Here is a 25,868-nt window from a genome sequence, read left to right as displayed (position 1 = left end):
GGGGTGCCCGGCCCGGCCGCCGACCGTCCGGGTCAGCCGGTCGGGCCGGTGCCGGGGCCGCCTCGGCGGGCGGCGCGGCGCCGTTCATGGTGCTGCCGGCGGTCGCCACCGGCGGCCGGCGCGGCGGTCTGCGCACCGGTCCCGGGGGCCGGCGACGGCTCCGGGGCCGCGGCGGGAACGGGGGCCGGAGCGGGGGCCGGCCGGTCCAGCAGCTCGGCGAGGTGCCGGATGGTCGGCCGGTCGAACATCTCGACCACCGAGAGCTCCCGCCCGAAGTCCTCGGCGATCCGCCGCTGGACCCGGACCAGGTGGATGGAGTTGGCGCCGGCCTCGAAGAAGTTGGTGTCGACGTCGACCTCCGCACCGTCCATCACCTCCCGCCACAGCGCGGTGAGCCGCTCCACCGCGCCGAGCGCGGAGGGCTGCGCCACCGGTCGCGGTGCTGCGACCGGTGCCGCGAGCGGGGCCGGAACCGGTGCCGAGGCGGTCTGCCGGGCCGGCGGAGCCACCGTGACGGCCGGGGAGCCCAGGCGGGCGAGCGCCGCCCGGTCGACCTTGCCGTTGGCGGACAGCGGCAGCGCGTCGACCACCCGGACCAGCTGCGGCACCATGTAGCCGGGCAGCCGCCCGGCGAGCGCCTCCCGCAGCCCGAGCGTCCAATCGGCACCGGAGTCCGGCTCCTCGGCCGCCGCGCCCGGCGGCCGGCCGCCGACCAGGGTGTGCAGCACGCTCTGGCCCTCCTCCAGCAGCAGCGCCCCGCGCAGCGGCTCGGGGAACACGTCGCCGATCGGGCAGAGCGCCACCGCGCAGTCGGCGGCCCGGTGTCGCAGCAGCTGCGCCATCGCCCCGGCCTCCAACAGGCAGAAACGGTCGGCGAGTTCACCGTAGACCGGGGTGATCGCGGTGTTCCTGGCGACCAGGAAGAGCGCGAAGCCGGCCCGGTCGATCAGCGGCCGGTTGGCCTCGCTGTAGAGCGCCGGGTCCAGCGCCAGCGCCGCGCCCGGTGCGCTGTCGAGGGCGACCAGAGCCGGTCCGGCCGGATCGACGTAGTAGGTGCCGGCCGCCAGGCCCGCCACCCCGCCCGGGGCGACGGCCAGGTAGGTCTGCACCGGGTACAGTCCGCCGGCCGACCCGTAGGCGTACCGGGGCACGCCGTCCTCGTCCTGGCGGGCGAGCACGGTCAGCAGCGCGTGCAGGTCGGTCAGGCGCACCGGGGCGTCCGCGAAGCCGGTGGCGGCGCCGCGCAGGGCGGCGGAGCGGCGCAGGTCGAGGGTGTCGGCCGGCAGCGCGAAGGGCAGGACCTCACGGCCCGCCAGGTCGGCGCGGCGGCCGGGCTGGCGCAGTCGTGCCTCCAGCCGGCGGACCCGCTCGGCGTCCAGGGCCGGGGCTGCCGCCGGAGCCTGGGCGGCGGGCAGCGGACGGGCGGTCTCGCGGACCACGTAGGCCGCGAGCCGGGCGCCGAGCCCGTTGCCCTCGACCAGTGCCGCCGCCTCCCGCACGCCGTCCATCCGGACCAGCGCCGACTCGATCTCGCCCAGCTCGATCCGCATGCCGCGCACCTTGACCTGGGAGTCCTCGCGACCGAGGAACTCCAGGTCGCCGTCGGGCAGCAGCCGGGCCAGGTCGCCGGTCCGGTAGAGGCGCTCACCGGTGACCGGATGGGTCGGGAAGGCCCGGGCGGTGATCTCGGGGGCGTTGCGGTACCCGACGGCCAGGCCCACGCCGGTGATGAACAGGGCGCCGGTCACCCCGACCGGACGCGGCCGGAAGGCCTCGTCCAGGACGACCATGCCCTGGTTCCGCATCGGGCGGCCGTACGGGATGCTCGGGCGGTCCGGGTCGACCGTGTCGATCGGGTGCAGCACCGACCAGATCGACGCCTCGGTGGCGCCGCCCAGGCTGATCACCTCGGCCTTGGGCGAGAGCGCGCGGACGTTGTCGGGCATGCCCACCGGGATCCAGTCGCCGCTGAGCATGACCAGGCGCAGCGACTCCAGGTCGGCGGCCGGGTTGCCGTCGGCGTAGGCCAGCAGCATCTCCATCAGCGCGGGGACGGAGTTCCAGACGGTGACCCGGTGTTCGGCGACCAGCCGGGACCAGCGCGACGGGTCGCGCTCCTCGCCGGGGCCGACCAGCACCAGGGCGGCCCCGACGGCGAGGGTGCCGAAGAGGTCGTACACCGAGAGGTCGAACCCGAGCGAGGAGATGCCGAGGACCCGGTCGGACGGGCCGACCCGGAAGCGGTCGTTGATGTCCACCACGGTGTTCAGCGCGCCCCGGTGATCGATCATCACGCCCTTGGGGTCGCCGGTGGAGCCCGAGGTGTAGATGACGTACGCGAGGTCCGCCGGGGTGGTCGGCACCGGGTACGGCGGAGTGTCGGCGGGGGTGGCCAGGGCCTGCTCGAAGCTCAGCAGGGTGACTCCGGCGGGCACGGCGTCCTCCGGGGCCCAGGTCTCCCGGGCGAGCAGCGCGGTGGCGCCGGCGTGTTCGAGCGAGCGTGCGACGCGCGCGGCCGGGAGGCCGGCGTCCAGCGGCAGGTAGGCGCCGCCGGCCCGGATGACGCCGATCGCGGCGGCCACCTGCTCCCAGCCCCGGTCGGCGCGCACGCCGACCAGATCGCCGGGGCGCACGCCGGCCGCGCGCAGCGCGTGGGCGACGGCCGTCGAGGCCCGCTCCAGCTCGCCGTAGGTCACCGTGCCGGTGGCCGAGACCACGGCGGTGCGCTCGGGCGAGGTCCGGGCCCGGTCGAGGAAGGGCTCGTGCAGCAGCCCGTCGGGCCGCGGGCCGTCGGTGGCGTTGAGCGCGCGGTAGGCCTCGCGGTGGGCGGCGGGCAGGACGTCCAGGTGCTGGTCCGTCCAGGTGTCGGGCCGCTCGGCGAGCGCGGTGAGCAGGCCGGTGTAGGCCTCGAACATGGCGTCGAGCACGCCCTCGGGGAAGAGCTCCTCGACGGCGTCCCAGGTCAGGCGCAGCCGGCCCTCGTCCTCGGAGATCTGGTGGTCCAGCCAGACCTGCGGGGTCTGGGTGATGGTGTGGGCGACCTTGGCGCCCAGGTCCCGGAGCACCCGGCTCCCGCCGACCCCGTCGGCGCCGAGCTCGCTGGTGAAGACGACCGGCATGGCCGCCTCGGCGACCCCGCGCCGACGGGCGAGTTCGCCGCCGACCCGGACACCGCTGACCCGCTGGTGGTCCAGGTCCTCCCAGAGCCGGTCCTGCAGCCGGCGGGCCCGGTCGGCGAAGGAGCCGGCGGTCGCGCCGTCCACCTCGAACAGGCTGAGCGCGGTGAAGTCGCCGACCATGGCGGCCAGATCGGGGTGGTCGCCGACGCGGTTGAACAGGGTGAGGTTGAGGGTGAAGCGGTCGGCCGCCGACCAGGTGCCGATCACGGTGGCGTAGGCGGCCAGGGCGAGCGCCGAGGGGGTGACCCGGCCGGCGGCGGCCCGGCTCTTCAGCCGCTCCCACAGCGCGGCGGGCAGGTGCGCCTCGCGGCGGCGGAACCTGGTCTGCGCCAGTTCCTCGGGGCGCCGCGCCAGCGGCAGCGCGGGGGCGGGCGGCAGGGTCTCCAGGCGGCCGTGCCAGTAGTCGAGGTCGCGCTGCAGGGCCGGGCCCTCGCGGCGGTTCTGCTCGGCCAGCACGTAGTCGCGGAAGGAGAGTTCGAGCGGGCGCGGGTCGAGCGAGCCCTGGTAGACCGCCAGCAGCTCGCGCAGCAGGATCTGCACGCTGCCGCCGTCGGCGATCAGGGTGTCGATGCTCAGGTGCAGCCGGACGTCGGCGCCCGCGGTGCGGCTGGCGCGCAGCTCGAAGAGCGGCCAGGTGTCGGCCGGCAGCACCTGGTGCGACATCCGGGCGCGGGTCCCGGTGAGACGCTCGGCCCGGTCCTGCTCCGGCAGGTCGCGCAGGTCGTCGACCGCCAGCCGGTACGCGGGCACCTCGGGCAGGACCCGCTGGGTGCCGTCCTCGCCGAAGACCAGGCGCAGCGCGTCGTGCCGCCGGACCAGGGCCTGCCAGGCGTCCTGGAGCCGGAGCGGGTCGACGTCGGCGACGTCCACCTCCAGGTAGAGGTGGCAGGCGACGTCGCCGCCGACGGCGCCGCTGCGGCCGATCCAGTAGGCGCGCTGCACGTCGGTGAGCGGGAAGGGCTCGTGGCGGCGGGCCGGGTCCGGGACCAGTTCGATCCGCTCGGCGGGAGCCTCGGCGGTCTCTCCCGCGCCCAGCGCGTCCACGGCCCGGGCCAGGGCGGCCACGGTCGGGGAGTCGAACAGGGCGCGCAGCGGCAGCTGCACGTTCAGCTCGTTGCGGATGCCGGCGACCATCCGGGCGGCCAGCAGGGAGTGGCCGCCGAGTTCGAAGAAGTCCTCTCCGGTGCCGACCTCGTCGAGCTCCAGGGCCTCGCGCCAGATCGCGGCGATCCGCTCCTCGGTGGGCGTGGCGGGCGGGGTGCGGTCGCGGCCGGCGGCGGAGGCGGACTCGGGCGCGGGCAGCGCCGAGCGGTCGACCTTGCCGTTGCCGGTGAGCGGCAGCGCGTCGAGCGGGATGAACCGGGACGGGATCAGGAAGCCCGGCAGCTGTCCGGCCAGGGCGGCCCGCAGCTCGGCCGGGGCCGGCGGCGCGGCCGGGTCCTCGGACACCAGGTAGGCGGCGAGCGCGGCCCGGGAGGTGCCCAGGCCGTAGGCGGTGACCACGCACTGGCGGATGCCGGGCAGCGCGGTGAGCGCGGCCTCCACCTCGCCGGTCTCGATCCGGAAGCCGCGGATCTTGACCTGGTGGTCGTTGCGGGAGAGGTACTGGATCCGGCCGTCGGCCAGGGTGCGGACGAGGTCGCCGGTGCGGTACAGCCGGTCGGTCCCGGACCCCGACTCGCGGTCGGCGACGAACCGTTCGTCGGTCAGCTCGGGCAGGCCGAGGTAGCCGGCCGTCACCCCGGCGCCGCCGATGAGGAGTTCGCCGGGCACGCCGACGGGAACGCGCCGCCCGTACGGGTCGAGGACGCGGACGGTGGTGCCGGCGATCGGGCGGCCGATGGTGACCGGGCCCCCGGCCGGGTCGACCTCGTCGGTGGTGGACCAGACCGTGGTCTCGGTCGGTCCGTACATGTTGCGGATCCGGCCGTCGAGGTGCCCGGCCAGGCGGCGCACCAGGTCGGCGTCGAGGGCCTCGCCGCCGAGCAGCAGCTGTCGCAGGCCGCGCAGGGCCTCCGGGTCGGCCTCGTCGAGCAGGGTGCGGGCCCGCGAGGGGGTGCACTGCAGGTGGGTGACGCCGTGGGCGCGGATCAGCGCGGTCAGCTCGGTGTCGGCCGACCCGGCGGCGGTCGGGGTGGTGGCCGCCGTGCGGCGCAGCTCGGCCAGTCGGGGCAGGGCGGCCAGTGCGACGTCGGTGTCGACGCCGAAGTCGACCAGGCAGCCGATCTCGTCGACCCCGATCGCGGCCAGCCGGTGCACCAGCGGCAGGCACTCCTCGGCGGTGCCGATCAGCGAGCCGTGGCCCAGGTACCGGGCGCAGGCGTGGTCGAGCAGCGCCTCCTGGTCCTCCGCGGTGAAGTCGCCGCTGCGGACGTCCATGCCGAGGCCGCGGGCCAGGTTCTCGATCAGGCCGACCGAGCTGCGCAGGTAGTCGCGGAACGGCTGCCAGGCGTGGGCCCGGACGTCGGCCGCGTCCGCGCCGAGGTAGCTGTGCAGCATCAGGGTGACGTGCGGCTCGCCAGGGTGGCCGGCCTCCCGCCAGGCCTGGCGGTAGAGGGCGATCTTCTCGGCGAGCTCCTCGACGCTCTGGCCCAGCAGGTGGGTCAGCAGCCGGGCGCCGAGTCGGCCGGCCGTACGGCAGGTCTCGGGGTTGCCCGAGGAGGTGAGCCAGTACGGCAGTTCGGCCTGGACCGGGCGCGGCAGGACCTCGACGTCCACGGTGCGGCCGCCGGGCCCCTCGAAGGGGAGCCGTTCGCCGCGCCACAGCCGCCGCACCTGCTGGACCCCGGTGACGGTGAGCGTCTGACGGTCCTGGTAGGCGTCCTTGGCGAGGACGAAGTCGTCGGCGTGCCAGCCCGAGGCGAAGGAGAGGCCGACCCGCCCGCCGGACAGGTTGTCGACGACCGACCACTCCTCGGCCACGCGCACGGGGTGGTGCAGCGGCAGCACCACGCTGCCGGCGCGGATGCCGATCCGCTCGGTGGCCTGGGCGATCGCGGCGGCCAGCACCGAGGGGGCCGGGAACGGCCCGCCGAAGGCGTGGAAGTGCCGCTCCGGGAGCCAGACTGCGGAGAAGCCGTTGGTGTCGGCGAAGCGGGCGCCGTCCAGCAGCAGCCGGTACTGGTCGGGGCCGGGTTCGGCGCCGGCGGTGCCGCTGGCGAAGTAGAAGAGGCTGAACTCGGGGACGGCCGGGGCGGCCGGGGAGGTCGTCGGGGCGGGCGCCGCCGTTCCGGGGTCGGGGTTGACCACGACGCGATGGCCCCGGCTGAGGGTCCAGAGCAGCTCCAGGACGGAGATGTCGAAGGAGACGCTGGTGACGGCCAGCCAGGTCGCCGACTCCGCGCTGTCCGCGCTGTCCGCGAGCACGCGATCCATCGCCGCCAGGAAGGCGGTGAGGTTGCGGCGCAGCACGACGACGCCCTTGGGGCGGCCGGTCGACCCGGAGGTGTGGATGACGTAGGCGGGGGCGTCCGGGTCCACCGGCGCGGGTTCGGCGGGCGCGCCGCCGGCCTCGGCCGGAGCGTCGAGGTCGAGCAGGGGGGCGCCGGTCGGAGCGGTGTCCCGGGTCGCGGCGTGCACCACGATGGCGGCGGGCCGGGCGTCCTCGACCACGTGGGCCAGGCGGGCCGCCGGGTAGTCGGGGTCGAGCGGCAAGTAGGCGGCGCCGGCCCGGAGTACGGCGAGCATGGCGGCGGGCAGGTCGGTGCCGCGGCGCAGGCACAGGCCGACCCGGTCACCGGGACGCACCCCGGCGGCGCGCAGCCGGTCGAGCAACTCGTCGACCCGCGCGTCCAGTTGCGCGAAGGTGAGGGCCTGGTCCGGGCGACCGCCGGGCAGCACGGCCTCGGCGTCGGGGCGGGTGCGGACGGCTTCGGCGAAGGCCGTCACGACGTCCTGCGCGCCTTCGGGCAGCGGCCCGCCGTCCCCGGCGGAGACCAGCAGGGCCTGCTCCACGGGGGTGAGCGCGAGCAGCTCGGACAGGCGCAGGCCGGGGTCGGCGGCGCCGTGGGCGAGCACCCGCTGGAGCGCCGCGGTCAGCTCGCGCACGGTGGGGTCGTCGAACAGGTCTCGGCTGAACTCGCACACGCCGGACGTGAGTTCGCCGTCCCGGGCGAGCTCCAGGCTCAGGTCGGTGCGGCACAGGCCGTTGTCCAGATCGACCGGCTCGACCGTCACCCCGGGCAGGGCGATGTCCGGGGCGGGGACGTTCCGGTAGCCGAACTGCACCTGGTAGAGCGGCGCGTGGCTGAGGTCGCGGTCCGGGCGCAGCTCGCGGACCAGGCGCTCGAAGGGTACCTGGGCGTGGGCGAGCGCGCCGAGCGCGGTCTCCCGTACCCGGTCGAGCAGTTCGCCGAAGGTCGGGTCGCCGGAGAGGTCCGAACGCATCACCAGGCTGTTGACGAACATGCCCACGAGACCGGCGAGTTCGGGCCGGTCGCGGCCCGCCGTGGGCACCCCGACCACCACGTCCTGCTGGCCGGAGTGGCGCATCAGGACGGCCTGCCAGGCCGCCAGGGTGACCATGAACGGGGTGGCCCTGGCGGTGCGCGCCGCCTGCTCCACGGCCTCGGTGGTGGTGGCGTCCAGGGTGAAGTGCACCCGGCCGCCCCGGTGGCTGGGCACGGCCGGCCGGGGCCGGTCTGTGGCCAGCTCCAGGACGTGCGGGGCGCCGTCCAGCCGCTCGCGCCAGTACGCGAGCGGCTCGGCGAGGGCATCGTCGGTGAGCTCGCTGCGCTGCCACTGCGCCCAGTCGGCGTACTGCACGGTGAGCGGTTCGGGCACCGGGCCGCCCTCGCGGAAGGCCCGGTAGCGGGTGCAGAGCTCCTCCACCAGCACCGAGCGGGACCAGGCGTCGCCGACCAGGTGGTGGTTGACCACGACCAGCAGGGCGTGCTCGGGCGCGGAGCGGATCAGCAGGGCGCGCAGCAGCGGGCCGTGCTCCAGGTCGAACGGCAGGGCCGCCTCCCGCTCGGCCAGTTCGCGCTCCCGGTCCTCGTTCCAGCCGGCCCCGCCGTCCTCCGGCTCGACCACCCGGAGCACCGGGGCGGTGCGGTCCACGACCCGCTGCACCGGGCCGTCCCCGTCGTCGGCGATCACAGTGCGCAGCGCCTCGTGCCGCTCCACCAGGCCGGTCAGCGCGGCCTCCAGGGCGGCGACGTCCAGCGGGCCGGTGAGGCGCAGTCCGACGTACTCGTTGAACACCCCGAGGCCGGGGTTGAGCTGCTCGACGAACCAGAGCCGCTCCTGACCGAAGGACAGCGGCGCGGGCAGGGCCCGGTCGCGCTGCGGCAACGCGGGCGCGGCGGGGGCGGTGCCCGGGGAGGGGGAGGTGACCGGGGCCGCGCCGGCGCGGCCCCGGGCGCGGGCCTCGAAGGCGGCGCGCTGCTCGGGGGTGAGCCGGGCGAGGCGGTCCTCGCGGCCCCGGGTGTTCCGGTCTGCGGGGTTGGTCACTGCTGCTCCAGTTCGGCGATGATGCGGTCTTCGATCTCGACGGCGAGGTCGGCGATGCGGCCGCCCTCGAAGAAGACCCGGGCCGGGACGTCGACCTCGAACTCGGCGCGCAGCCGGGCCGCGATCTGGGCGGCCAGCAGCGAGTGGCCGCCGAGCTCCAGGAAGTCGTCCTCCACCCCGACCCGGTCGAGGCCGAGCAGTTCGGCGTAGATCTCGGCCAGGCGCTCCTCGGTCGGGGTGGCCGGGGCGGTGTACGGCGTGGCGAGTTCGGGGCGGGGCAGGGCCGCCGTCCGGGGCAGCTCGGCGGCCGGGGCGGTGGAGGTCCGCAGCGCGCCGTCCACGATCCCGGCGCCGACCCGGGCCACCACGGCCCGTCCGGGCGGCCCGTCCAGCAGGGCGGCGAAGGCGCGGGTGCCCTGTTCGGGGGTGAGTGCGCCGGCGAGCATGTCGGCCTGGAAGGCACGCAGGGCCTCGGGGACCTCGGCCTGGCTGGCCATGCCGACCTGGGCCCACATGTCCCAGTCGACCGCCACCGCGTGCCGCTCGCCGCGCGCCGCCTCGGCCTCCGCGACGGCGGCGAGGTAGGCGTTGGCGGCCGCGTAGTCGCACTGCCCGTAGGTCGGGATCAGGGTGGCGAGCGAGGAGCAGAGCACCAGCACCTCGGCCTCCCCGGGGTGCAGCGCGTCGAGCAGGTGGCGCAGGCCGGCGGTCTTCGGGGCGAGCACCGTGCGCATGCTGTCGTCGGGGCGCAGCTCGACCGAGCCGCCGCCGGGCACACCGGCCGCGTGGATCACGCCGTCGATCCGGCCGAAGGCCGAACGGGCCTGCTCCAGCGCCCGGTCGAGCGACTCGGCGTCGGTGACGTCGGCCCGGACGGCCAGCACCTCGGCGCCGGCCTCGCGCAGCCCGGCCAGGGCGGTCGCGGCGCTCTCGCCGCCTGCGCCGCGGCCGAGCAGGACGAGCCGCGCGACGCCGACGTGGGCCAGGTACCGGGCGAGGGTCAGGCCGATGCCGCCGAGACCGCCGGTGATCAGCCAGGTGCTGCCGGCGCGCACCCGGGCCGGGGCCGCCGGGACGGGGCGCTCGGCGCGCTCGACCGTACGGGAGAGCAGGGCGCCGTCGCGCAGGGCGAGCAGCCGGGCCGGGCCGGTGAGCACGGCGCGCACCACCGCGGCGGCCTCCGCCTCGTCGAGCGCGGCCCCGGCGGCGAGGTCGACCTGGGTGCAGTGCAGGTTGCGGTACTCCTCGCCGAACACCTGGACCGGGCCGCTGAGCAGGGCCGCGGCGGGCCGGGGCCGCTCGCCGGGGGCGGCCGGGAAGGCACCGGCGGTCACGACGCCGAGCCGCACCTCGTGCACGACGCTCTCGGCGGACATCGCCCGGGCGAGGTGGACCAGGCCGAAGTAGCCGTCGGTCTCGTCCGCGGTCTCGTCCAGTCCCCAGGCGTACAGGACGGCGGTGGGCGTACGGACCAGGGCGCGCAGGTCGGCCAGCAGCTTGGCGTACTGGGCCGGGTCGGTCGGGTCGAGCTCGTAGACGCCGCGGCGCACCCGCCGGTAGGCGGTGCCGGGCTGGACGGTGGTGACGATCTGGCCGCGCGCGGTCAGCAGGTCCACCAGCGGCTGGGCGGTGGCGGCCCGGTCCAGCAGGACCAGCCAGGTCTGGCGGCGGCCGACCAGCGGGTCCTCCTCGACCGGCTCGGTCAGCGGACGCCAGCCGATGGTCGCGTGCACCGCGTCGAGGTCCGAGGCGGGCAGTGCCGTCGCGGGCGCCTGGCCGGGGAGGGCCGGCTCGATCCAGTGCGGCAGCCGCTCGAAGGGGTAGCCGGGCAGGTCGGCGGGGCGGGCCGCGGCCTCCAGCGGCTCCCAGTCGACCTGGGCGCCGTGCGCCCACAGGCTGCCGAGGGCCAGGACGGCGCTGCCGGCCTCGTCCTCGGGGCCGCGCCGCCCACGGGTGGGCAGCGGCGGCTGGGCCAGCCTCGGTCCGGCGGTGCCCTCGGCGGCCGAGTGGGCCAGGTCGGTCAGCACGCTGCCGGGGCCGGTCTCCACCAGCACCATCCGCTCGTCGAGCGCCGCCAGGCGGGCGAGCCCGTCGCGGAACCGGACCGGGGAGAGCATCTGGCGCGTCCAGTACCCGGGGTCGGTGGCCTGCTCCGGGGTGATCCAGTCGCCGGTGAGGTTGGAGACGAACGGCACGGTGGGCTCGCGCAGCGTCACCTTGGCCAGCTCGGCGGCGAACTGCTCGGCGGCCGGAGCGCACAGGGCGCTGTGGAAGGCCCGGTCCACCGGCAGCGGCAGCGCGCGCAGGCCGCGCTCGCCGAGTTCGGCGGCGGCCCGTTCGACGGCTTCCGGGGCGCCGGACAGCACGGTGGCGGCCGGTCCGTTGACGGCGGCGAGGTCCAGGCCGTGCCGGGCGGCGAGCTCGGCGGCCGCCGCCTCGTCCAGCGGGACGGCCAGCATCGCGCCGGGCGCGGTCCCCTCCATCAGCCGGCCGCGGGCGGCGACCAGGGCGAGCGCCTCGGGCAGGTCGAGGACGCCGGAGAGCAGCGCCGCGGTGTACTCGCCGAGGCTGTGGCCGAGCAGCGCGGCCGGGCGGACGCCCCAGTGCCGCCACAGCGCGGCCATCGCGTGGCCGACCGCCAGGACGGCGGGCTGGGTGACGGAGCTGCGGCGCAGCAGGTCGGCGTCGCCGTCGCGGAGCAGGTCGACCAGGTCGAGTCCGAGGTGCGGGCGCAGCAGCTCGGCGGCCTCGTCCAGGGCGGTCCGGAACACCGGGTGCGCCCCGTGCAGGCCGAGGGCCATGCCCGGGTACTGGGCGCCCTGGCCGGGCAGCAGGAAGGCGACCGGCGCGGCGCCCTGCTCGGCGCGGGCCCGGACGGACTCCCGGCGGCCGCCGCCGCGCAGCGCGGCCACGGCCCCGGCGGTGTCGCTCGCGACCACGACCCGGCGCTGGACCAGCTGGCGGCGGCCGGTGCGCAGCGTCCGGGCGACGTCCGCCAGCGGGCGGTCCGGGTGGGCGGTGAGGTCCTCGGCGAGCCGCTCGGCGGCGGCGTCCAGGGCGGTGCTGGTGCGGGCGGACAGCGGCAGGGCGACCGGGACGCCGGCCGGCTCGGCGGCCTCGCGGGCGGCCGCCTCGGGAGCCTGCTCCAGGATCACGTGCGCATTGGTCCCGCCGATGCCGAAGGCGCTGACGGCGGCCCGGCGCGGGCCCTCGGCGACCGGCCAGTCGGTGAGGGCGGACGGGACGAAGAACGGGCTGTCGGCCAGGCCGAGTTCGGGGTTGGCGGACTCGGCGTGCAGGCTGGCCGGGATCCGGCCGCTGCGGACGGTCAGGATGGTCTTGATCAGGCCGGTGACGCCCGCGGCGGTGTCCAGGTGGCCGAGGTTGGACTTGACCGAGCCGAGGCCGCACCAGCCGGTGGACGAGCGCAGTTCGGTGTCCTGCTCGGCGCGGAAGGCGGCGGTGAGCGCCTCGACCTCGATCGGGTCGCCGATCGGGGTACCGGTGCCGTGCGCCTCGACGTAGCCGATGGTGTCCGGGGCGACGCCCGCGACGGAGAGCGCCTCGCGGATCACGGCGGTCTGGCCGGCCACTCCCGGAGCGGTGTAACCCGCCTTGTTGGCACCGTCGTTGTTGACGGCCGAGCCGAGGATGACGGCGTGCACCCGGTCGCCGTCGGCGAGCGCGTCGGCGAGGCGCTTGAGCACCACGACGCCCGCGCCGTTGCCGAAGACCGTACCGGCCGCCTCGGCGCCGAAGGGGCGGCAGTGCCCGTCCGGCGACTCGATGCCGCCGGGCACCGGCAGGTAGCCGGAGCGGTGCGGCACGGTGACGGTGACGCCACCGGCCAGTGCCAGGTCGCACTCCTCGGACAGCAGGCTCTGCACCGCGAGGTGCACCGCCACCAGCGAGGTCGAGCAGGCGGTCTGCACGCTCACCGCCGGGCCGCGCAGGTTGAGCTTGTACGCGGCCCGGGCGGCGAGCTGGTCGGGCTGGTTGCCCTGGAAGAGCATCGGCACGCCGAGCGAGTCCCGCAGGTCGGTGCGCGGCAGCAGGTTGTGGATCAGGTAGGTGCTCAGCAGCGACCCGGCGTAGACCGCGATCGGCCCGCGCGCCCGGTCGGGGTCGCAGCCGGCGTCCTCCAGTGCCTCCCAGGCGCACTCCAGGAAGATCCGCTGCTGCGGGTCGATGACCGATGCCTCCAGCGCGTTGTAGCCGAACAGCTGGGAGTCGAAGCCGGCGACGTCCGACAGCACGCCCTTGGCGGCGACGTACCCCGGCTTGCCGGCCTCGGCGTCCGGCACTCCGGCGGCCCGCAGCTCCTCGGGGCCGAACCGGCTGATCGCCTCGGTGCCGGCTGCCAGCAGCTCCCACAGCGCGTCGACGGAATCGGCTCCGGGGAAGCGGCCCGCGAGGCCGACGACGGCGACCCGGCCGTCGGTCCCGGCCGTGTCGGGAAGGACCGGCTGTGCGTTCAAGGTGTTCTCCGTGGTGTGGTGGGCTCCGCGCGCGGCGGGGCAGGCAGGAGCGGGTACGACCGAGTGCGTGACCGGGCTCAGACCGCCATGAGGTAGCGCTGGAAACGGGGCATCAGGAACTCCAGGGCCCGGACCTCGACGGGAGTCAGCTCCGGGTGCCAGACGTCCCAGAGCAGGACGGCGCGCTGCTGGGTGCCCTTGTTCCAGGCCTCGTGGATGAAGCTGTCGTCGAAGAGGATGACCTTGCCCTCCTCCCAGCCGCGCTCGTCGTCGCCGACCTTGATGGCGCAGCCGGGCGGGACGATCAGCGGCAGGTGCGCGGTGAGCAGCAGGTTCACGCCGCCGGTGTGCGGGGTGATGTGCACGCCGGGATTGAGGATGGTGAACATGCCGTCGCGCGGCCCGTGGGGGGTCGCGGAGAGGGCGGCGTGGGTCTCGGGGCAGCGCTCCCGGACCTCGTCGCGCCAGCTCCCGTTGCGGTAGAGCTGGTAGGTGTCCCAGCCCTGCCAGCCGAGCTCCTTGGTGTAGAGGTCCTCGTACGGGGCGAAGCGGGCCTGCTCCTCGCGCAGCGCCAGGAACTCCGCCTTGATCGGCTGGTAGGCCTCCTCCACCCGCGCCACCCAGGGCAGTTCGGCGGTGTCGTGCCAGGGCAGGGCGCTGATTCCGGGGAAGAACAGCCGGGTCGGCTCCTGGTCGTCGTGCAGGTACTCCGGGGCCTGCTCCCCGGTGAGGATGCGCAGGCACTCCTCGACCCGCTCCAGCCCCTCGGTGCCGAGGAAGCCGTGCAGTTCCGTCATCACGCTCTGGACGTCCATGGATTCAGTCCCTCCCTGTCGGTGTGTCCTGGTGGGCGGCGGTCGCCCCCTCGGCCCGGTCCCGGGCCTCGCGGCGGGCCCTGGCCCGGGCGCGGACGGCGTTCTGGCGCCGCTCGCCGCGTGGTTCGGCGGCCTCGGCCGGGGTTCGGCCGTCCGCGGTGCCGGTGCCGCCGGTGAGTCCGGCCGCGAACTCGGCGATGGTCGGCCGGCCGAAGATGTCCACCAGCCGGATCGGTCGCTCCAGCCGCCGGGCCAGCTCCAGTTGGAGCCGGGCCGCCAGCAGTGAGTCGCCGCCGGCTTCGAAGAAGTTGGTGTGCCGGCCCACCGGACCGCTGCCCAGCAGCAGCCGCCAGGCATCGGCGACGACCTGCTCGACGCCTGCCAGCGGGACGGCGTCGGCGGGCCGCGCGACGGCGTCGGGCCGCGGCAGCCGAGCCCGGTCGCGTTTGTTGGTGCGGGTCCTGGGCAGCGCGTCCAGCAGCATCACGGTGTCCGGCACCACCGCCGCCGGCAGCCGCTCGGCCAGGTGCGCCCGCAGCTCGGCGCCGGTGACCCCGGGCGCGGCGACCGCGTAACCCACCAGCCGTCGGGCCGAGCCCTCGCCGTGCGCGCCGGCCGCGGCCTCGCGGACCCCGGGGTGCGACTCCAGCAGGGCCTCGATCTCCTCCAGCTCGATCCGGTTGCCCCGGATCTTCAGCTGGCTGCCGATCCGGCCGGTGAACGCCAGCTCGCCGTCCGGCAGGCGGCGGCCCAGGTCCCCGGTGCGGTACAGCCGGCCGCCCTCCTCCCAGGCGTCGGCGACGTACGCCCGGGCGCTCTCCTCGGGCCGGCGGTGGTACGAGCCGGCCAGGAAGTCGCTGCGCAGGTGGATCTCGCCGACCACCCCGACCGGGCAGAGCCGGCCGCGGTGGTCCAGGACGACCGCCTCCCGGCCCGGGATCGGGCGCCCGATCGGCACCCCGGCCGGGAACTCCTCACCCGGAGACAGCTCCCGGTGGGTCGCCAGCACGCACTCGGTGGGCCCGTACAGGTTGTGCAGCCGGGGCCGGTCGGGGCGGTGCGCCCAGGCGGCGGCCAGGGCCACCGGGAGCACCTCGCCGGCCATCAGCACGTGCTCCAGGTCGGGCAGGCGCGTCCCGGTGGCGTCCAGCGCCTCGGTGACCAGCTGGAAGAAGGCCGGGACGGTCTGGATCTGGGTGATCCGCTCGGCCCGCAGCCACTCGGCCACCGCCACCGGGTCGCGGCGCAGCCCCTCCGGCGGCAGGCAGAGCACCGCGCCCGAGCAGAGCGCGGCGAACACCTCGGTGTACGCGGCGTCGTAGGTGAACGGCGCCCACTGGGCGATCCGGCTGTCCGGCCGGATGCCGAAGTGCTCGCGTTGCCAGTCGGCGAACTGGGCGAGCGCCGCGTGCGGAAGGGCGATCCCCTTGGGGGTGCCGGTGGACCCGGAGGTGTAGACCAGGCAGAGCGGGTCGCCGGGAGCCGCGGCGGAGGCGGCCGGGGCGGGGCCCGCGGCGGCCTCGTCGTGCGGCACGTGCGGGTCGAGGGTCTCGACCGGGACACCGGCGAAGCGCCCGGCGTCCTCGCGCAGCCCGGGGTGCCGGGCCAGTGCGCTCTCGGCGGCCAGCAGGCAGACCGGTTCGGCGTCGGCCAGCAGGGTCGTCAGCCGGGCGTCCGGGTCGGCCGGGTCGAGCACCGCGAAGGCGGCACCGGTCTTGGCGACGCCGAGGATCGCGGCGGTCTGCACCGGGCCGGCCGGGAGCAGTACCGAGACGAACCGGCCGGGTGCGGCGCCGTGCGCCAGCAGCCGGGTCGCGATGGCGTCGCTCCATGCGTCGAGCTGCCGGTAGGTCACCGTCAGCCCGTAGGCGCGGATCGCGGGGGCGTCCGGGTGGGCGGCCGCCCGGGCCCGGAACAGCTCGGACACCGGGACGGCGTGCTCGGCGCGCGCCTCGCCCGCCGGGCGGGCCGGCCGCGGGGTGGGCAGACCGGGGTCGGCGAGCTCGACCGCGTCCAGGGAGGCCTCGGGCGCGGCCAGGGCGGCCCGCAGCAGGGCGTGGAAGTGCCGGGCGAACCGGGCGGCGAAGTCCGGGCCGAACCGGTCCGCGGCGTACTCCAGACCGCCGTCGATCCGGTCGGGGTGCTCGTCCAGGGCCAGCGTGAGGTCGTACTTGGCCGTGCCGGTGGGGAGTTGGCGCAGCACACCGGTGGCCGCGCCCAGCCGGACCTCGGTCGGCGGCGCGTCCTGGAAGACCAGTGAGGCCTGCGCCAGGCTCGGCCGGCCCGGCTCGCGGGGTAGGCCGAGGCCGGCCACCAGCCGGTCGAAGGCGACCAGCGGACGGCCGAGGTCGGCCGCCAGCGCCCGCCCGGTACGGGCGACCAGCTCGGTGAAGGACGGCGCGCCGGCCAGGTCCACCCGCACCGGCAGGGTGTTCACCAACGAGCCGACCAAAGGCTCCAGTTCCGGCCGGTCGCGGTTGGCCGCCGGGACGCCGACGACCACGTCGTCGCTGCCCGCGTAGCGGCCCAGCAGCACCGCGTACACCGTGAGCAGCAGGGTGAACGGCGTGGTGCGCAGCCGCGCCGCCCCCTGCCGGAGCAGGGCCGTCAACTCCGGTGCCAGCGCCACCGGCAGGGTCTCGCCGGAGCCGGCCGGCCGGGTCGTGGCGGGCACGTCGGTGGGCAGGTCGAGCACCCCGGGGTGCCCGTCGAGCCGCTTCAGCCAGTACTCCAGCTGCTCCTGACGGACCGCCACGGCGATGTCGCCGGCGCAGTCGGCCGCGTGGTCGGCGAAGCCCAGGTCGAGGGCGGGCGGCGCCTCGGCCAGGCCGAGGCGCGCGGCGTAGAGCGCGGCCAGCTCGCGCACGGCCACGCCGATGGACCAGCCGTCCACCGCGAGGTGGTGCGCGGTGCACAGCAGTACCGAGCGCTCGGGGCCGGTGCGGACCAGGGTGAGCCGCAGCAGCGGCCCGCCGGCCAGGTCGAAGGGGCGGACCGCCTCCGCGCGGGCGAGCGCGGCCACCTCCTCGGGCGTCGCGTCCAGGACGGCGAGGGCCGGTACGACGGACGGTGCGAGAATCAGGACCGGGCCCTCCTCCCGCAGTTCGCAGCGGGCGGCGAGCACCGGGTGACGGTCCACCAGATCGGCGAACGCCCCCTGGAGGGCGGCCGGGTCCACCGGACCGGTCAGTTCGAGCGCGGCGGGCAGGTGGTAGGCGGGCGAGTCCGGGGCGAGGCGGTGCAGTAGCCACAGCTGGCGCTGCTGGTCGGTCATGGGGACCGTGTCGGGTGCGGACCCCGCCGTACGGCCCGCCGGGCCCACCGCGGACGGCCGGGTGCGGGCCAGCGCGGCCGGGGTCGGATCGGTGTAGAACTCGGCGAGCGACGGCGCGCCGCCGAAGCGGGCCCGGACCCGACCGAGCAGCCGGGTGGCGGCGATGGAGTTGCCGCCGGCGGCGAAGAAGTCGTCGGTGGTACCGACCCGCTCGGTCGACAGGCCCAGCACCTCGGCCCAGAGCGCGACGGCGGCCCGCTCGGCCCCGGTGACCGGCTCGGTCCGCTGCGCGCCGGCGAACTCCTTGACCCGGCGCAGCAGCGCGGGCCGGTCCACCTTGCCGCTGGTGTTCAGCGGCAGCACGGGCAGCACGGCGATCGTGCCGGGAACGGCGGCCGCGGGCAGCCGCTCGCGCAGGTGACGGCGGAGCACCTCGGGCAGTGCGTCGTCCTCGGCCCGGGCGGTGACGAAGGCGACCAGCCGGGGGCGGTCCGACTGCTCCCGGTCCACGACCACGGCCGCCTGGCGGACCCCGGGGTGGGCGGTCAGCAGGGACTCCACCTCGCCGACCTCGATGCGGTGGCCGAGGATCTTCACCTGCTGATCGGCCCGGCCCAGCACGACGATCCGGCCGTCCGGAAGGTGCCGGGCCAGGTCGCCGGTGCGGTAGACGGTGCCGCCGGCCGGGTCGACCGGGTCGGACACGAAGGCGGCGGCGGTGAGTTCGGGGCGGTTCCAGTACCCGGCGGTCACGCCGGCCCCGCCGACCACCAGCTCGCCGACGGCGCCGCGCGGCACCGGCCGCAGCTGCCGGTCCAGGACGTAGCACACCGTGCGGGCCACCGGGTGTCCGACCGTGACGGGCTCGCCCGGCACCACCTGCCCGACGGTGGACCAGATCGTGGTCTCGGTCGGCCCGTACAGGTTCCACAGCTCGGCGCAGCGCGCGAGCAGCCGGTCGGCGAGTTCGCCGTCCAGGGCCTCGCCGCCGCAGAGCGCCCGCAGCCCGGGCAGCCCCGGCCAGCCGCCGTCCAGCAGGCCGCGCCAGAGCGAGGGGGTGGCCTGCATCGCGGTGGCGCCGCTGCTCTCCAGCAGCGCGCCCAGCGCCTCCGCGTCGCGGACGCTCTCGCGCGGGGCGACCACGACCCGACCGCCGGCCAGCAGCGGCGCGAACAGTTCCAGGACGGAGATGTCGAAGGTGATCGAGGTGACGGCGAGCAGGGTGTCGTCGGGGCCGAGGCCCGGCTCGGCGGAGACCATGCTGTGCAGCAGGTTGGCCACGCAGCCGTGCGGCACCGCGACGCCCTTGGGCAGCCCGGTGGAGCCCGACGTGTACATCAGGTACGCGAGGTCCTCGGGTGCCGGACCGGTCGTCGAAGTCCCGACCGCCTCCGACCCCTCGGCCAGCAGCGTGGCCGGGTCGGCGGCGGGCAGGCCGGGGAGGGCGTCGCCGATCAGCAGCCGGGCGCCGCTGTCGGTGAGCACGTGCTCGACCCGCGCGGCGGGCATGCCTTCGTCGAGCGGGACCAGGACGGCTCCGGCCCGCCAGATGCCGACGATCAGCGGCACCAGTGCGGCGCCGCGGTCGACGCGCAGGGCCACCCGGTCGCCGGGCGCGACGCCGTGGCGCGTCGCCAGCCGGTGGGCGACCCGGTCGGCGGCCGCGTCGGCGGCGGCCCGGGTGAAGGCGGAGCCGGGCGACTCGACGGCCGGCGCGGCGCCGTCCCGCCGGGCGAGTTCACGCAGCGCCTCGGGGACGGTGGCCCAGGAACGCCCGCCGTCGGGCGCCCGGTTGAAGTCCACCAGGACCTGGCGGCGCCGCTGCTCGGAGAGCACCGGCAGCTCGGCCAGCGGCCGGTCCGGGTCGGCGACAGCGGCCTCCAGCAGGCACAGCAGCGAGTCCGCGAAGTCGGCCACCGTCTCGGGGGAGAGCAGCGCGGTGCGGTACTCGAGCGTGGCGTCCAGCGCACCCGAGGGGCGCGGCCGGAGGAAGAAGGTCAGGTCGTACTTGGCGGTGCCGCTGTGCGAGGGCGCGGGGGTGGTCCGGACGCCGGGCAGCTCCAGGGTGGTGGTGGGGCCGCTGTGGAAGGAGTACATCAGCTGGAACAGCGGGGTCCGCCCGCCGGCGGCGCGGCCGAGGCGCTCCACCACCAGGTCGAAGGGGGTGTCCCGGTGCCGGAGGTCGGCCTTCAGGTGCTGCCGGGTCCGGGCCAGGGCCTGTCGGAAGCCCGGCTCGCCGCCGAGGTCGCCGCGGTGGGCCACGATGTTGAGCAGCGGCCCGACCACGCCGGCCAGGGCGGTCCGGTTGCGGGTCGCCACCGGCATGCCGACCACCAGCTCGTCCTGGCCCGTCCAGCGGGCGGCGGTGGCGCAGAAGGCGGTGAGCAGCACGGTGGACAGGCTGGCCAGTTCGGCCCGGCCGAAGGCGCTGAGCCGGGCCGCCAGCTCGGCGGGGACGGTGAAGTGGTGCAGCGCCCCGGCGACCGGGTCGCCGGAGCGGCCGGGATCGGCGGGCAGGTCGGCGGTGGGCAGTTCCCCGTCCAGCCGGGACGTCCAGTGGTCGAGCCCGCTGCCGTCGCCTGCCTCGGCGCGCTGCCAGGCGGCGTAGTCGCCGAAGTCGGGCCCGACGGCCCGGGCCGGCGCCTCGGCGGTGCCGAGCGCGGCGGCGTAGCAGGCGGCCAGGGACTCCAGGAAGACGCCGAAGCCCCAGGCGTCGACCACGATGTGATGGGCGGTGAACAGCAGGAGCGAGCGATCCTCGTCCAGCAGGAACAGCTGGGTCCGCATGAGCGGGGGCCGGCTGAGGTCGAAGGGGACGGCCACGGCGCGGGCGGTGAGTTCGGCGAGCCGGTCCGTGCGGTCGGACTCCGGTACGCCGGTCAGGTCGACGGTCTCGACGGCGGCGTGGACGCGGTCGGCGAACAGCTGCCACGGCTCGCCGTCCGCGTCGGCGACGACGGAGCAGCGCATCATCTCGTGCCGCTCCGCGACGGCGGCCAGCGCCCGCTCCAGGGCGGCCACGTCGAGCGGGCCGCTGACCTCGAAAGCGGCGCTCTCGTTGTGCAGGGCGGTGCCGGGCAGCACCTGCTCGGCCCGCCAGATGGACCGCTGGGCGTAGGAGACCGGGGCGCGGCCGCGGTCGGTGCGGACCGGCAGGGAGGTGTCGCGGCTCATCGGCGCTCACCCGCCGGCGAGGCCCCGTCGCGGCCGGCGGTGACGGCCGCGGCCAGCCCGGCGACGGTGGGGGCGCCGACGTACACCCGCAGCGGCACCTCGACGCCGAAGCGGGTGCGCAGTCCGTCCAGCAGCCGGGCGATGCCCAGCGAGTCCCCGCCGAGCAGGGCGAAGTCGTCGTGCCGGCCGACGCTGGGCACGTGCAGCAGCTCGCGCCAGAGTTCGGCGATCTCGGCCTCCAGGCCCTCCAGCGGCTGTTCGCCGGTGTGGTCGGCCCGGGCGGCGGCGAGGCTCGGCAGCGCCCGCCGGTCGGCCTTTCCGCTGAGGGTGCGCGGGATCGCGGGGAGCCGGAGGTAGAGGGCGGGTCGGGCGGCGGCGGGCAGGCCCTCGGCGGCGTGCGCGCGCAGCTCCTCGTCGGTGACGTCGCCGGCGACCAGGTAGGCGCAGAGCACCGGCTCGCCGTCGGCCTCCTCGACCAGGGCGGCGCAGACGTCCGCCACCGCGGGGTGGCGGCGCAGCAGGTCCTCGATCTCGCCGAGTTCGACCCGGGCGCCGTTCACCTTGACCTGCTGGTCGCGGCGGCCCAGGACCTCCAGGGTGCCGTCGGCGCGCAGCCGGCCGAGGTCGCCGGTGCGGTAGCGGTCCGCCGCGACGAAGCCGCCGCGCGCTTCGCCCAGGTAGCCGCACAGCGGGAACGGGGTGCGGATCTCGATCTCACCGATCGCCTCCGTCACCGGGCGCCCGCCGGCCAGCACGCTGACCTCGACCCCGGGCATCGGCCGGCCGGCCGGGACGGTCTCGGCCTCGGCGTCCTCGGCGGTGAGCCGACGGAAGACCTTGGTCATGGTGGTCTCGGACGGCCCGTAGAGGTTGACCAGCTCCTTGTCCGCCGCGAACAGGGCCCGCCACCAGGCGATGTCGGCGGGGCGGATCGGCTCCCCGGCCAGCAGCACGGCGCGCAGGTGCGGCAGGGAGTCGGCGGACAGCCCGGCGGCGCGCAGGGTGCGGAACACGGTGGGGACGCAGTGCAGCAGCTCGATCCGCTGCTCGGTCAACCAGCGGCCGAGGGCGGCGCCGACGGGGATCGCGCCGGGTGCGGGGACCACGGCGGTGCCGCCCGCGCAGAGCGGGACGAGGGCGTCGCGCAGGAAGGCGTCGAAGCCGGGGGAGGTGAGCATGGAGACCCGGGTACCGGGCGCGACGCCGAACTCGGCGATCTCCCAGTCCAGGAAGTGCGCGACCGCCTCGAAGCTGCCCCGGATGCCCTTGGGGCGGCCGGTGGTGCCCGAGGTGAAGTAGACGTAGCCGGCGTCGGGGCCGCCGACGCCGCGCCAGCCGTCGGCCTCCCAGGGCAGGGTGGTGACCGACTCGGCGGCGAGCAGGGGCAGTTCGTCCTGGCCGGCGGCGGCCAGCGCGGAGCGGCCGGCGGCGTCGGCGAGTACGGTGCCCGGCCGCAGGTCCTCCAGCAGGGCCGTCCAGCGGGCGGCGGGCTGGCGGGTGTCCACCGGCGCGAACGGGCGGCCCACGGCGGCGCAGGCGAGGATCGCCGCGACCACCGGGACCGGGTCGGCGCAGGCCACCAGGACCGGGCCGGTGCCGTCGGCGAGCCGGGCCCGCAGACCGGTGGCCAGCTCGGCCAGTTCCCGGTGGCTCCAGACCCGGGCGGCGGTGGCGAGGGCAGGGGCGGTGGCTCGACTCTCGACCTGGTCGGCCCAGCGGTCGAGGATGCTCGTGTGGCTCACAACTCTCCGTTCATGATCCGGCGGGCCACGACCGTCAGCGGGTCGAGGGAGGGGAGGGCCTCGCTCAGACCGGCGTCCTCGATCGCCCTGGTGACCAGGTGCAGCTCGGTGCAGGCGGCGACGAAGGCCCGCACGCCGTAGCGGCGCAGGGTCTCGCGCAGGAAGTCGATGGTGCGGGCCGGGTCCTCGCCGCGCTTGAGGCGGTGGATCTCCTCGTGCAGTGCCTCCTGGTCGGCCGGGCGCAGCCCGACCAGCCGTTCGGCGGCGCGGGCCCCGGCCGGGCCCGAGGTGAGGAGGCCGGCCCGGGCGGTGCCGGAGGAGCAGAGCAGCAGGTGCGGTTCGGTGGCCGCGGCCAGTTCCTCGTGCACCACGTCGATCAGCGAGACGCAGCGCGCCGCGAGGTCGGCCGGCAGGTCGCCGAGCACGTGGTGGGCGGTGATGCAGGCGATCACCGTGCGCTCCGCGCCGGCCGCCAGCAGGCCGCGCAGCGAGGACTCCACGGCGCGCCGCAGGAGGTCGAGTTCGCCGCTGCTGATGGCCAGGGTGCGGTCCACCACGGCCGGGTCGGACCAGAGCAGCAGTCGGGGCGTGTCCTGCTCGGGGCGGAGCCGGCAGGCCCGGTAGACGGTGCGCAGCAGTTCGACGGAGGCCAGCGGCCCCATGCCGCCGAGGACTCCGATCAGCGGGTGGCGCGGACCGGTGCCGGGGTCGAGGGTCTGCCCGGCGGCGGTGAGGGTCATCCCAGACACGGCAGATCGAACTCCTCGACGAAGAGGGCGAAGGTCGCGACGAGCATCAGGTAGTCGGTGTCCAGATGGGCGTGCACGTGGCGGCCGCCCGCTCGCTGACGCTCCGTCAGGGCGGCGACGGTGTCCGGGTTGAAGTAGCCCTGGCGGCGGACGGTCGCGGGGGAGATCAGTTCCTCGAACCAGTCGGCGCCGGTGCTCAGCAGGTGGCTGCTGGTCTGGCCGCGGAAGCCGTACTTCTGTCGGTCGAGCACCTCGGCGGGGACCAGCCCCTCGGCCGCCCGGCGCAGCACGGCCTTCTCCCGGCCGTGGGCGAGCATCAGCTCCGGCGGCAGCGTGGTGGCGTGCTCGACCACGGCGCTCGCCAGGAAGGGGAAGCGCAGCTCGACGCCGTTGGCCAGGGCCATCCGGTCACCGTGGTCGCCGAGCAGGTGGTCGGCGAGCCGCAGGTGGTAGTCGAGGTAGGAGCGCTGGTGCAGCGGATGGCGCCCGGCCAGCCGCTCGGGGTCGACCAGACGCTGGCCGGTGACGGAGAAGTCGTCCAGCGCGTAGGCCAGGTCCTCGGCGTACAGCTCGCGGCGGAACTCCTGGGCGGGCAGCTGGTCCTGCTCGTAGGCCAGGTCGACGCCCCACATCCGTTCGCGGAACTCCCGTTCCAGGGAGGCGTCCAGGCCGGTGAGCCGGCTGCCGCCGAGGCCGGTGGCGTCGAAGCGGTAGCCGGGGTAGCCGCCGAACAGCTCGTCGGCGCCCTCGCCGCTGAGTGCGCCGACCGTTCCGGCGGCGCGCACGGCCTCGGACAGGGCGAGCGAGCAGACGTTGTACGACTCGCGCACCGGGGTCTCGGCGTGCCGCACCATGGCGGTGATCCGCTCGGCCACCTCGGTCTCGCCGACCGGGACCTCGTGGTGGTCGGTGCCGAGCTTGCCGGCGACCAGCCGCTGGTGCGGGCCCTCGTCGAAGTCCCGGTCGGGGAAGGTGACCGAGAAGCTGGGCCAGGCGTGGCCGGGCCGGGCCCGGGCCATCAGGGCGCCGATCATGCTGGAGTCGAGGCCGCCGCTGAGGTACATGCCGATCGGCACGTCCGCGAGCAGCCGGCTGCGGACGGCCGCGTCGAGCAGCTCGACGGTGCTGTCGGCGTACCGGCCCAGCTCCCGGTCCAGGTCCTCGGGGGCGACCGGGTCGAGGTCGGTGGCGAGCGGGAAGTCGAGGTCCCAGTACCGCTCGGTACGCACCCCGGCGTGGTCGGCGATCAGCCGCTCCCCGGGGCGCAGCGCGCTGATGTCCTCGAACATGGTGCGCGGGCTGACCAGCCCGGGCAGGGTCAGTACCTGGTCGAGGCCGCGCAGGTCGACCCGGGCGCGGACGGCCGGGTGGCGCAGGATCGCCTTGACCTCGGAGGCGAAGATCAGCAGGCCGTCGGCGACGGTGTAGAAGAGCGGGACGATTCCGGCGCGGTCCCGGGCGAGCAGCAGCCGCCGCTCGGCGGCGTCGTGCAGCGCGAAGCCGAACTGGCCGTCCAGGTGGGCCGTCAGGTCCTTGCCGTACTCCCGGTACAGGTGGACCAGTACCTCGGTGTCGTTCTCGGTGCGGAAGCGGTGGCCGCGGCGGCCCAGCGCGGTGCGCAGCTCGCGGTGGTTGTAGATCTCGCCGTTGCAGACCGAGACCACGGACCCGTCCTCGGTGCGGTGCGGCTGGTTGCCGTGGGAGAGGTCGTTCAGGGCCAGCCGGCGGAAGCCGAGGCACACGCCGTCGGCGGCGTGGAGGCCGTCGTCGTCGGGGCCGCGGTGCACCAGGCACGCCGTCATCTCCCGGACCGCGTCGGCGTCGGCTGGGCGGCCACCGCCCAGGACGAATACGCCGGTTATTCCGCACATTCTGTCCGCCCGCTCCCGTCGTGTCTTCGGCGCTCGCCGTTGGAAATAGTCTGGAAATATCCGAAAGAAGTTCGGACGGGTAGCACCGTAACAGACTCGGATGGTGCCGGGAAGTCCAAGATCGTTATTGCTTTACCCGAGGGTTTTCGGGCGCAACTGACTTACTGCATGGCCTGGTTGAGCGTTTTACGGGCATGCAGAAATCCGGGCTGGACCAATCCGAAAATTACCGCCTAAAGTCTCCGGGGAGGCCTGTGCAGGCTTCACCGAATTGACTGTGGAAGGGAAAGCGAAAGTTATGACCGGATGGCCCGCCATATTGCACGACGAGGTGGCCCGGTGGACGCCGTGGCATCGCGACGCCGAGCCGAACGGGCGGTCCGGGCCCGTACGCGTCTACTGCCTGCCGCATGCCGGGGGCGCCGCGAGCGCCTACCTGCCGTGGGCCCGGGCGACCGACCAGCCCGACCTGACGATCGTTCCGGTGGAACTGCCGGGCCGGGGCACCCGTCTCGCCGAGCCGCCGATGGCCGCCATGGACGAGGTCGTCGACGGCCTGCTCGCGGTGCTGGCGAGCCGCCCGGCCGACGAGCCGTTCCTGCTCCTCGGCCACAGCATGGGCGCGCGGGTCGTCTACGAGACGACCCGCCGGCTCGCCGCCGACGGGCGGCCGCTGCCGCTCTCCCTCGTGGTCTCCGGTGGCCGGGCGCCCGGCACGCCGGACGTGGCCCGGCTGCACGACCTCACCGACGACGACCTCCTGGAGCGCATCGTCGAACTCGGCGGAACCCCGGCCGAGGTCCTGGAGTTCCGGGACCTGATGCGGATGCTCCTGCCGGTGCTCCGGGCGGACGTCACGCTGCTGGCCGAGTACAACGAGCGGATCCGGCCGACCGTGCTGCCCTGCCCGGTGCTGGCGCTCGGCGGCACGGACGACCTGATGGCCGGACCGGAGTGGATCACCGGTTGGCGCTCCACCACGGCGGCGCGCTTCCGCCACCGCATCCTGCCGGGCGACCACTTCTTCCTGCACCAGCAGCAGGCCGAGGTGCTGGGGGAACTCGCGGCGGAGGCCCGGGCGGGCCTGGAGGCGCAGGACGCCTGACCCCGGCCGCCCGGCCCCGCGGTCCGGGGC

General features: G+C 75.9%; 8 protein-coding genes. 1 reads left to right on the top strand and 7 read right to left on the bottom strand.

The genetic code is table 11. The annotated features are described in order from the left end of the window. Positions 1–32: 32 nt before the first annotated feature. The 7 genes from ACFVWU_RS37115 to asnB all read right to left on the bottom strand — a co-directional run bounded on the left by ACFVWU_RS37115 (position 33) and on the right by asnB (position 24,733). Positions 33–8,630, bottom strand: coding sequence for an amino acid adenylation domain-containing protein (locus ACFVWU_RS37115; RefSeq protein ID WP_387629233.1), 8,598 nt, complete (start codon positions 8,628–8,630; stop codon positions 33–35). After that, complete coding sequence (locus tag ACFVWU_RS37110) at positions 8,627–13,108, bottom strand: SDR family NAD(P)-dependent oxidoreductase (protein WP_387629231.1); 4,482 nt, start codon at positions 13,106–13,108, stop codon at positions 8,627–8,629. Before ACFVWU_RS37110 ends, ACFVWU_RS37115 begins: the two co-directional genes overlap by 4 nt. A gap of 77 nt (positions 13,109–13,185) precedes the next feature. Next, positions 13,186–13,923, bottom strand: coding sequence for an aspartyl/asparaginyl beta-hydroxylase domain-containing protein (locus ACFVWU_RS37105; RefSeq protein WP_387629228.1), 738 nt, complete (start codon positions 13,921–13,923; stop codon positions 13,186–13,188). A gap of 4 nt (positions 13,924–13,927) precedes the next feature. After that, positions 13,928–20,371, bottom strand: coding sequence for an amino acid adenylation domain-containing protein (locus tag ACFVWU_RS37100; protein WP_387629225.1), 6,444 nt, complete (start codon positions 20,369–20,371; stop codon positions 13,928–13,930). After that, a complete protein-coding gene (locus tag ACFVWU_RS37095; protein ID WP_387629223.1) occupies positions 20,368–22,113 on the bottom strand; it encodes an AMP-binding protein in 1,746 nt (581 codons plus the stop codon). The genes ACFVWU_RS37100 and ACFVWU_RS37095 overlap by 4 nt, the downstream gene beginning before the upstream one ends. After that, positions 22,110–22,853 (bottom strand): aspartate/glutamate racemase family protein, encoded by a 744-nt coding sequence (locus ACFVWU_RS37090; protein ID WP_387629235.1) that lies wholly within the window; start codon positions 22,851–22,853, stop codon positions 22,110–22,112. The genes ACFVWU_RS37095 and ACFVWU_RS37090 overlap by 4 nt, the downstream gene beginning before the upstream one ends. Then, positions 22,850–24,733 (bottom strand): asparagine synthase (glutamine-hydrolyzing), encoded by a 1,884-nt coding sequence (gene asnB, locus ACFVWU_RS37085; protein WP_387629221.1) that lies wholly within the window; start codon positions 24,731–24,733, stop codon positions 22,850–22,852. The genes ACFVWU_RS37090 and asnB overlap by 4 nt, the downstream gene beginning before the upstream one ends. Before the next feature lie 298 nt (positions 24,734–25,031). On the opposite strand from asnB, the gene ACFVWU_RS37080 reads away from it, so the two are divergent. Next, a complete protein-coding gene (locus ACFVWU_RS37080) occupies positions 25,032–25,838 on the top strand; it encodes a thioesterase II family protein (protein WP_387629218.1) in 807 nt (268 codons plus the stop codon). Positions 25,839–25,868: the final 30 nt, after the last annotated feature.

Origin of the sequence: Kitasatospora sp. NPDC058190, assembly GCF_042883685.1 — a bacterium.
GTDB lineage: Bacteria > Actinomycetota > Actinomycetes > Streptomycetales > Streptomycetaceae > Kitasatospora.
This window is presented reverse-complemented; position numbering and strand designations above follow the sequence as displayed.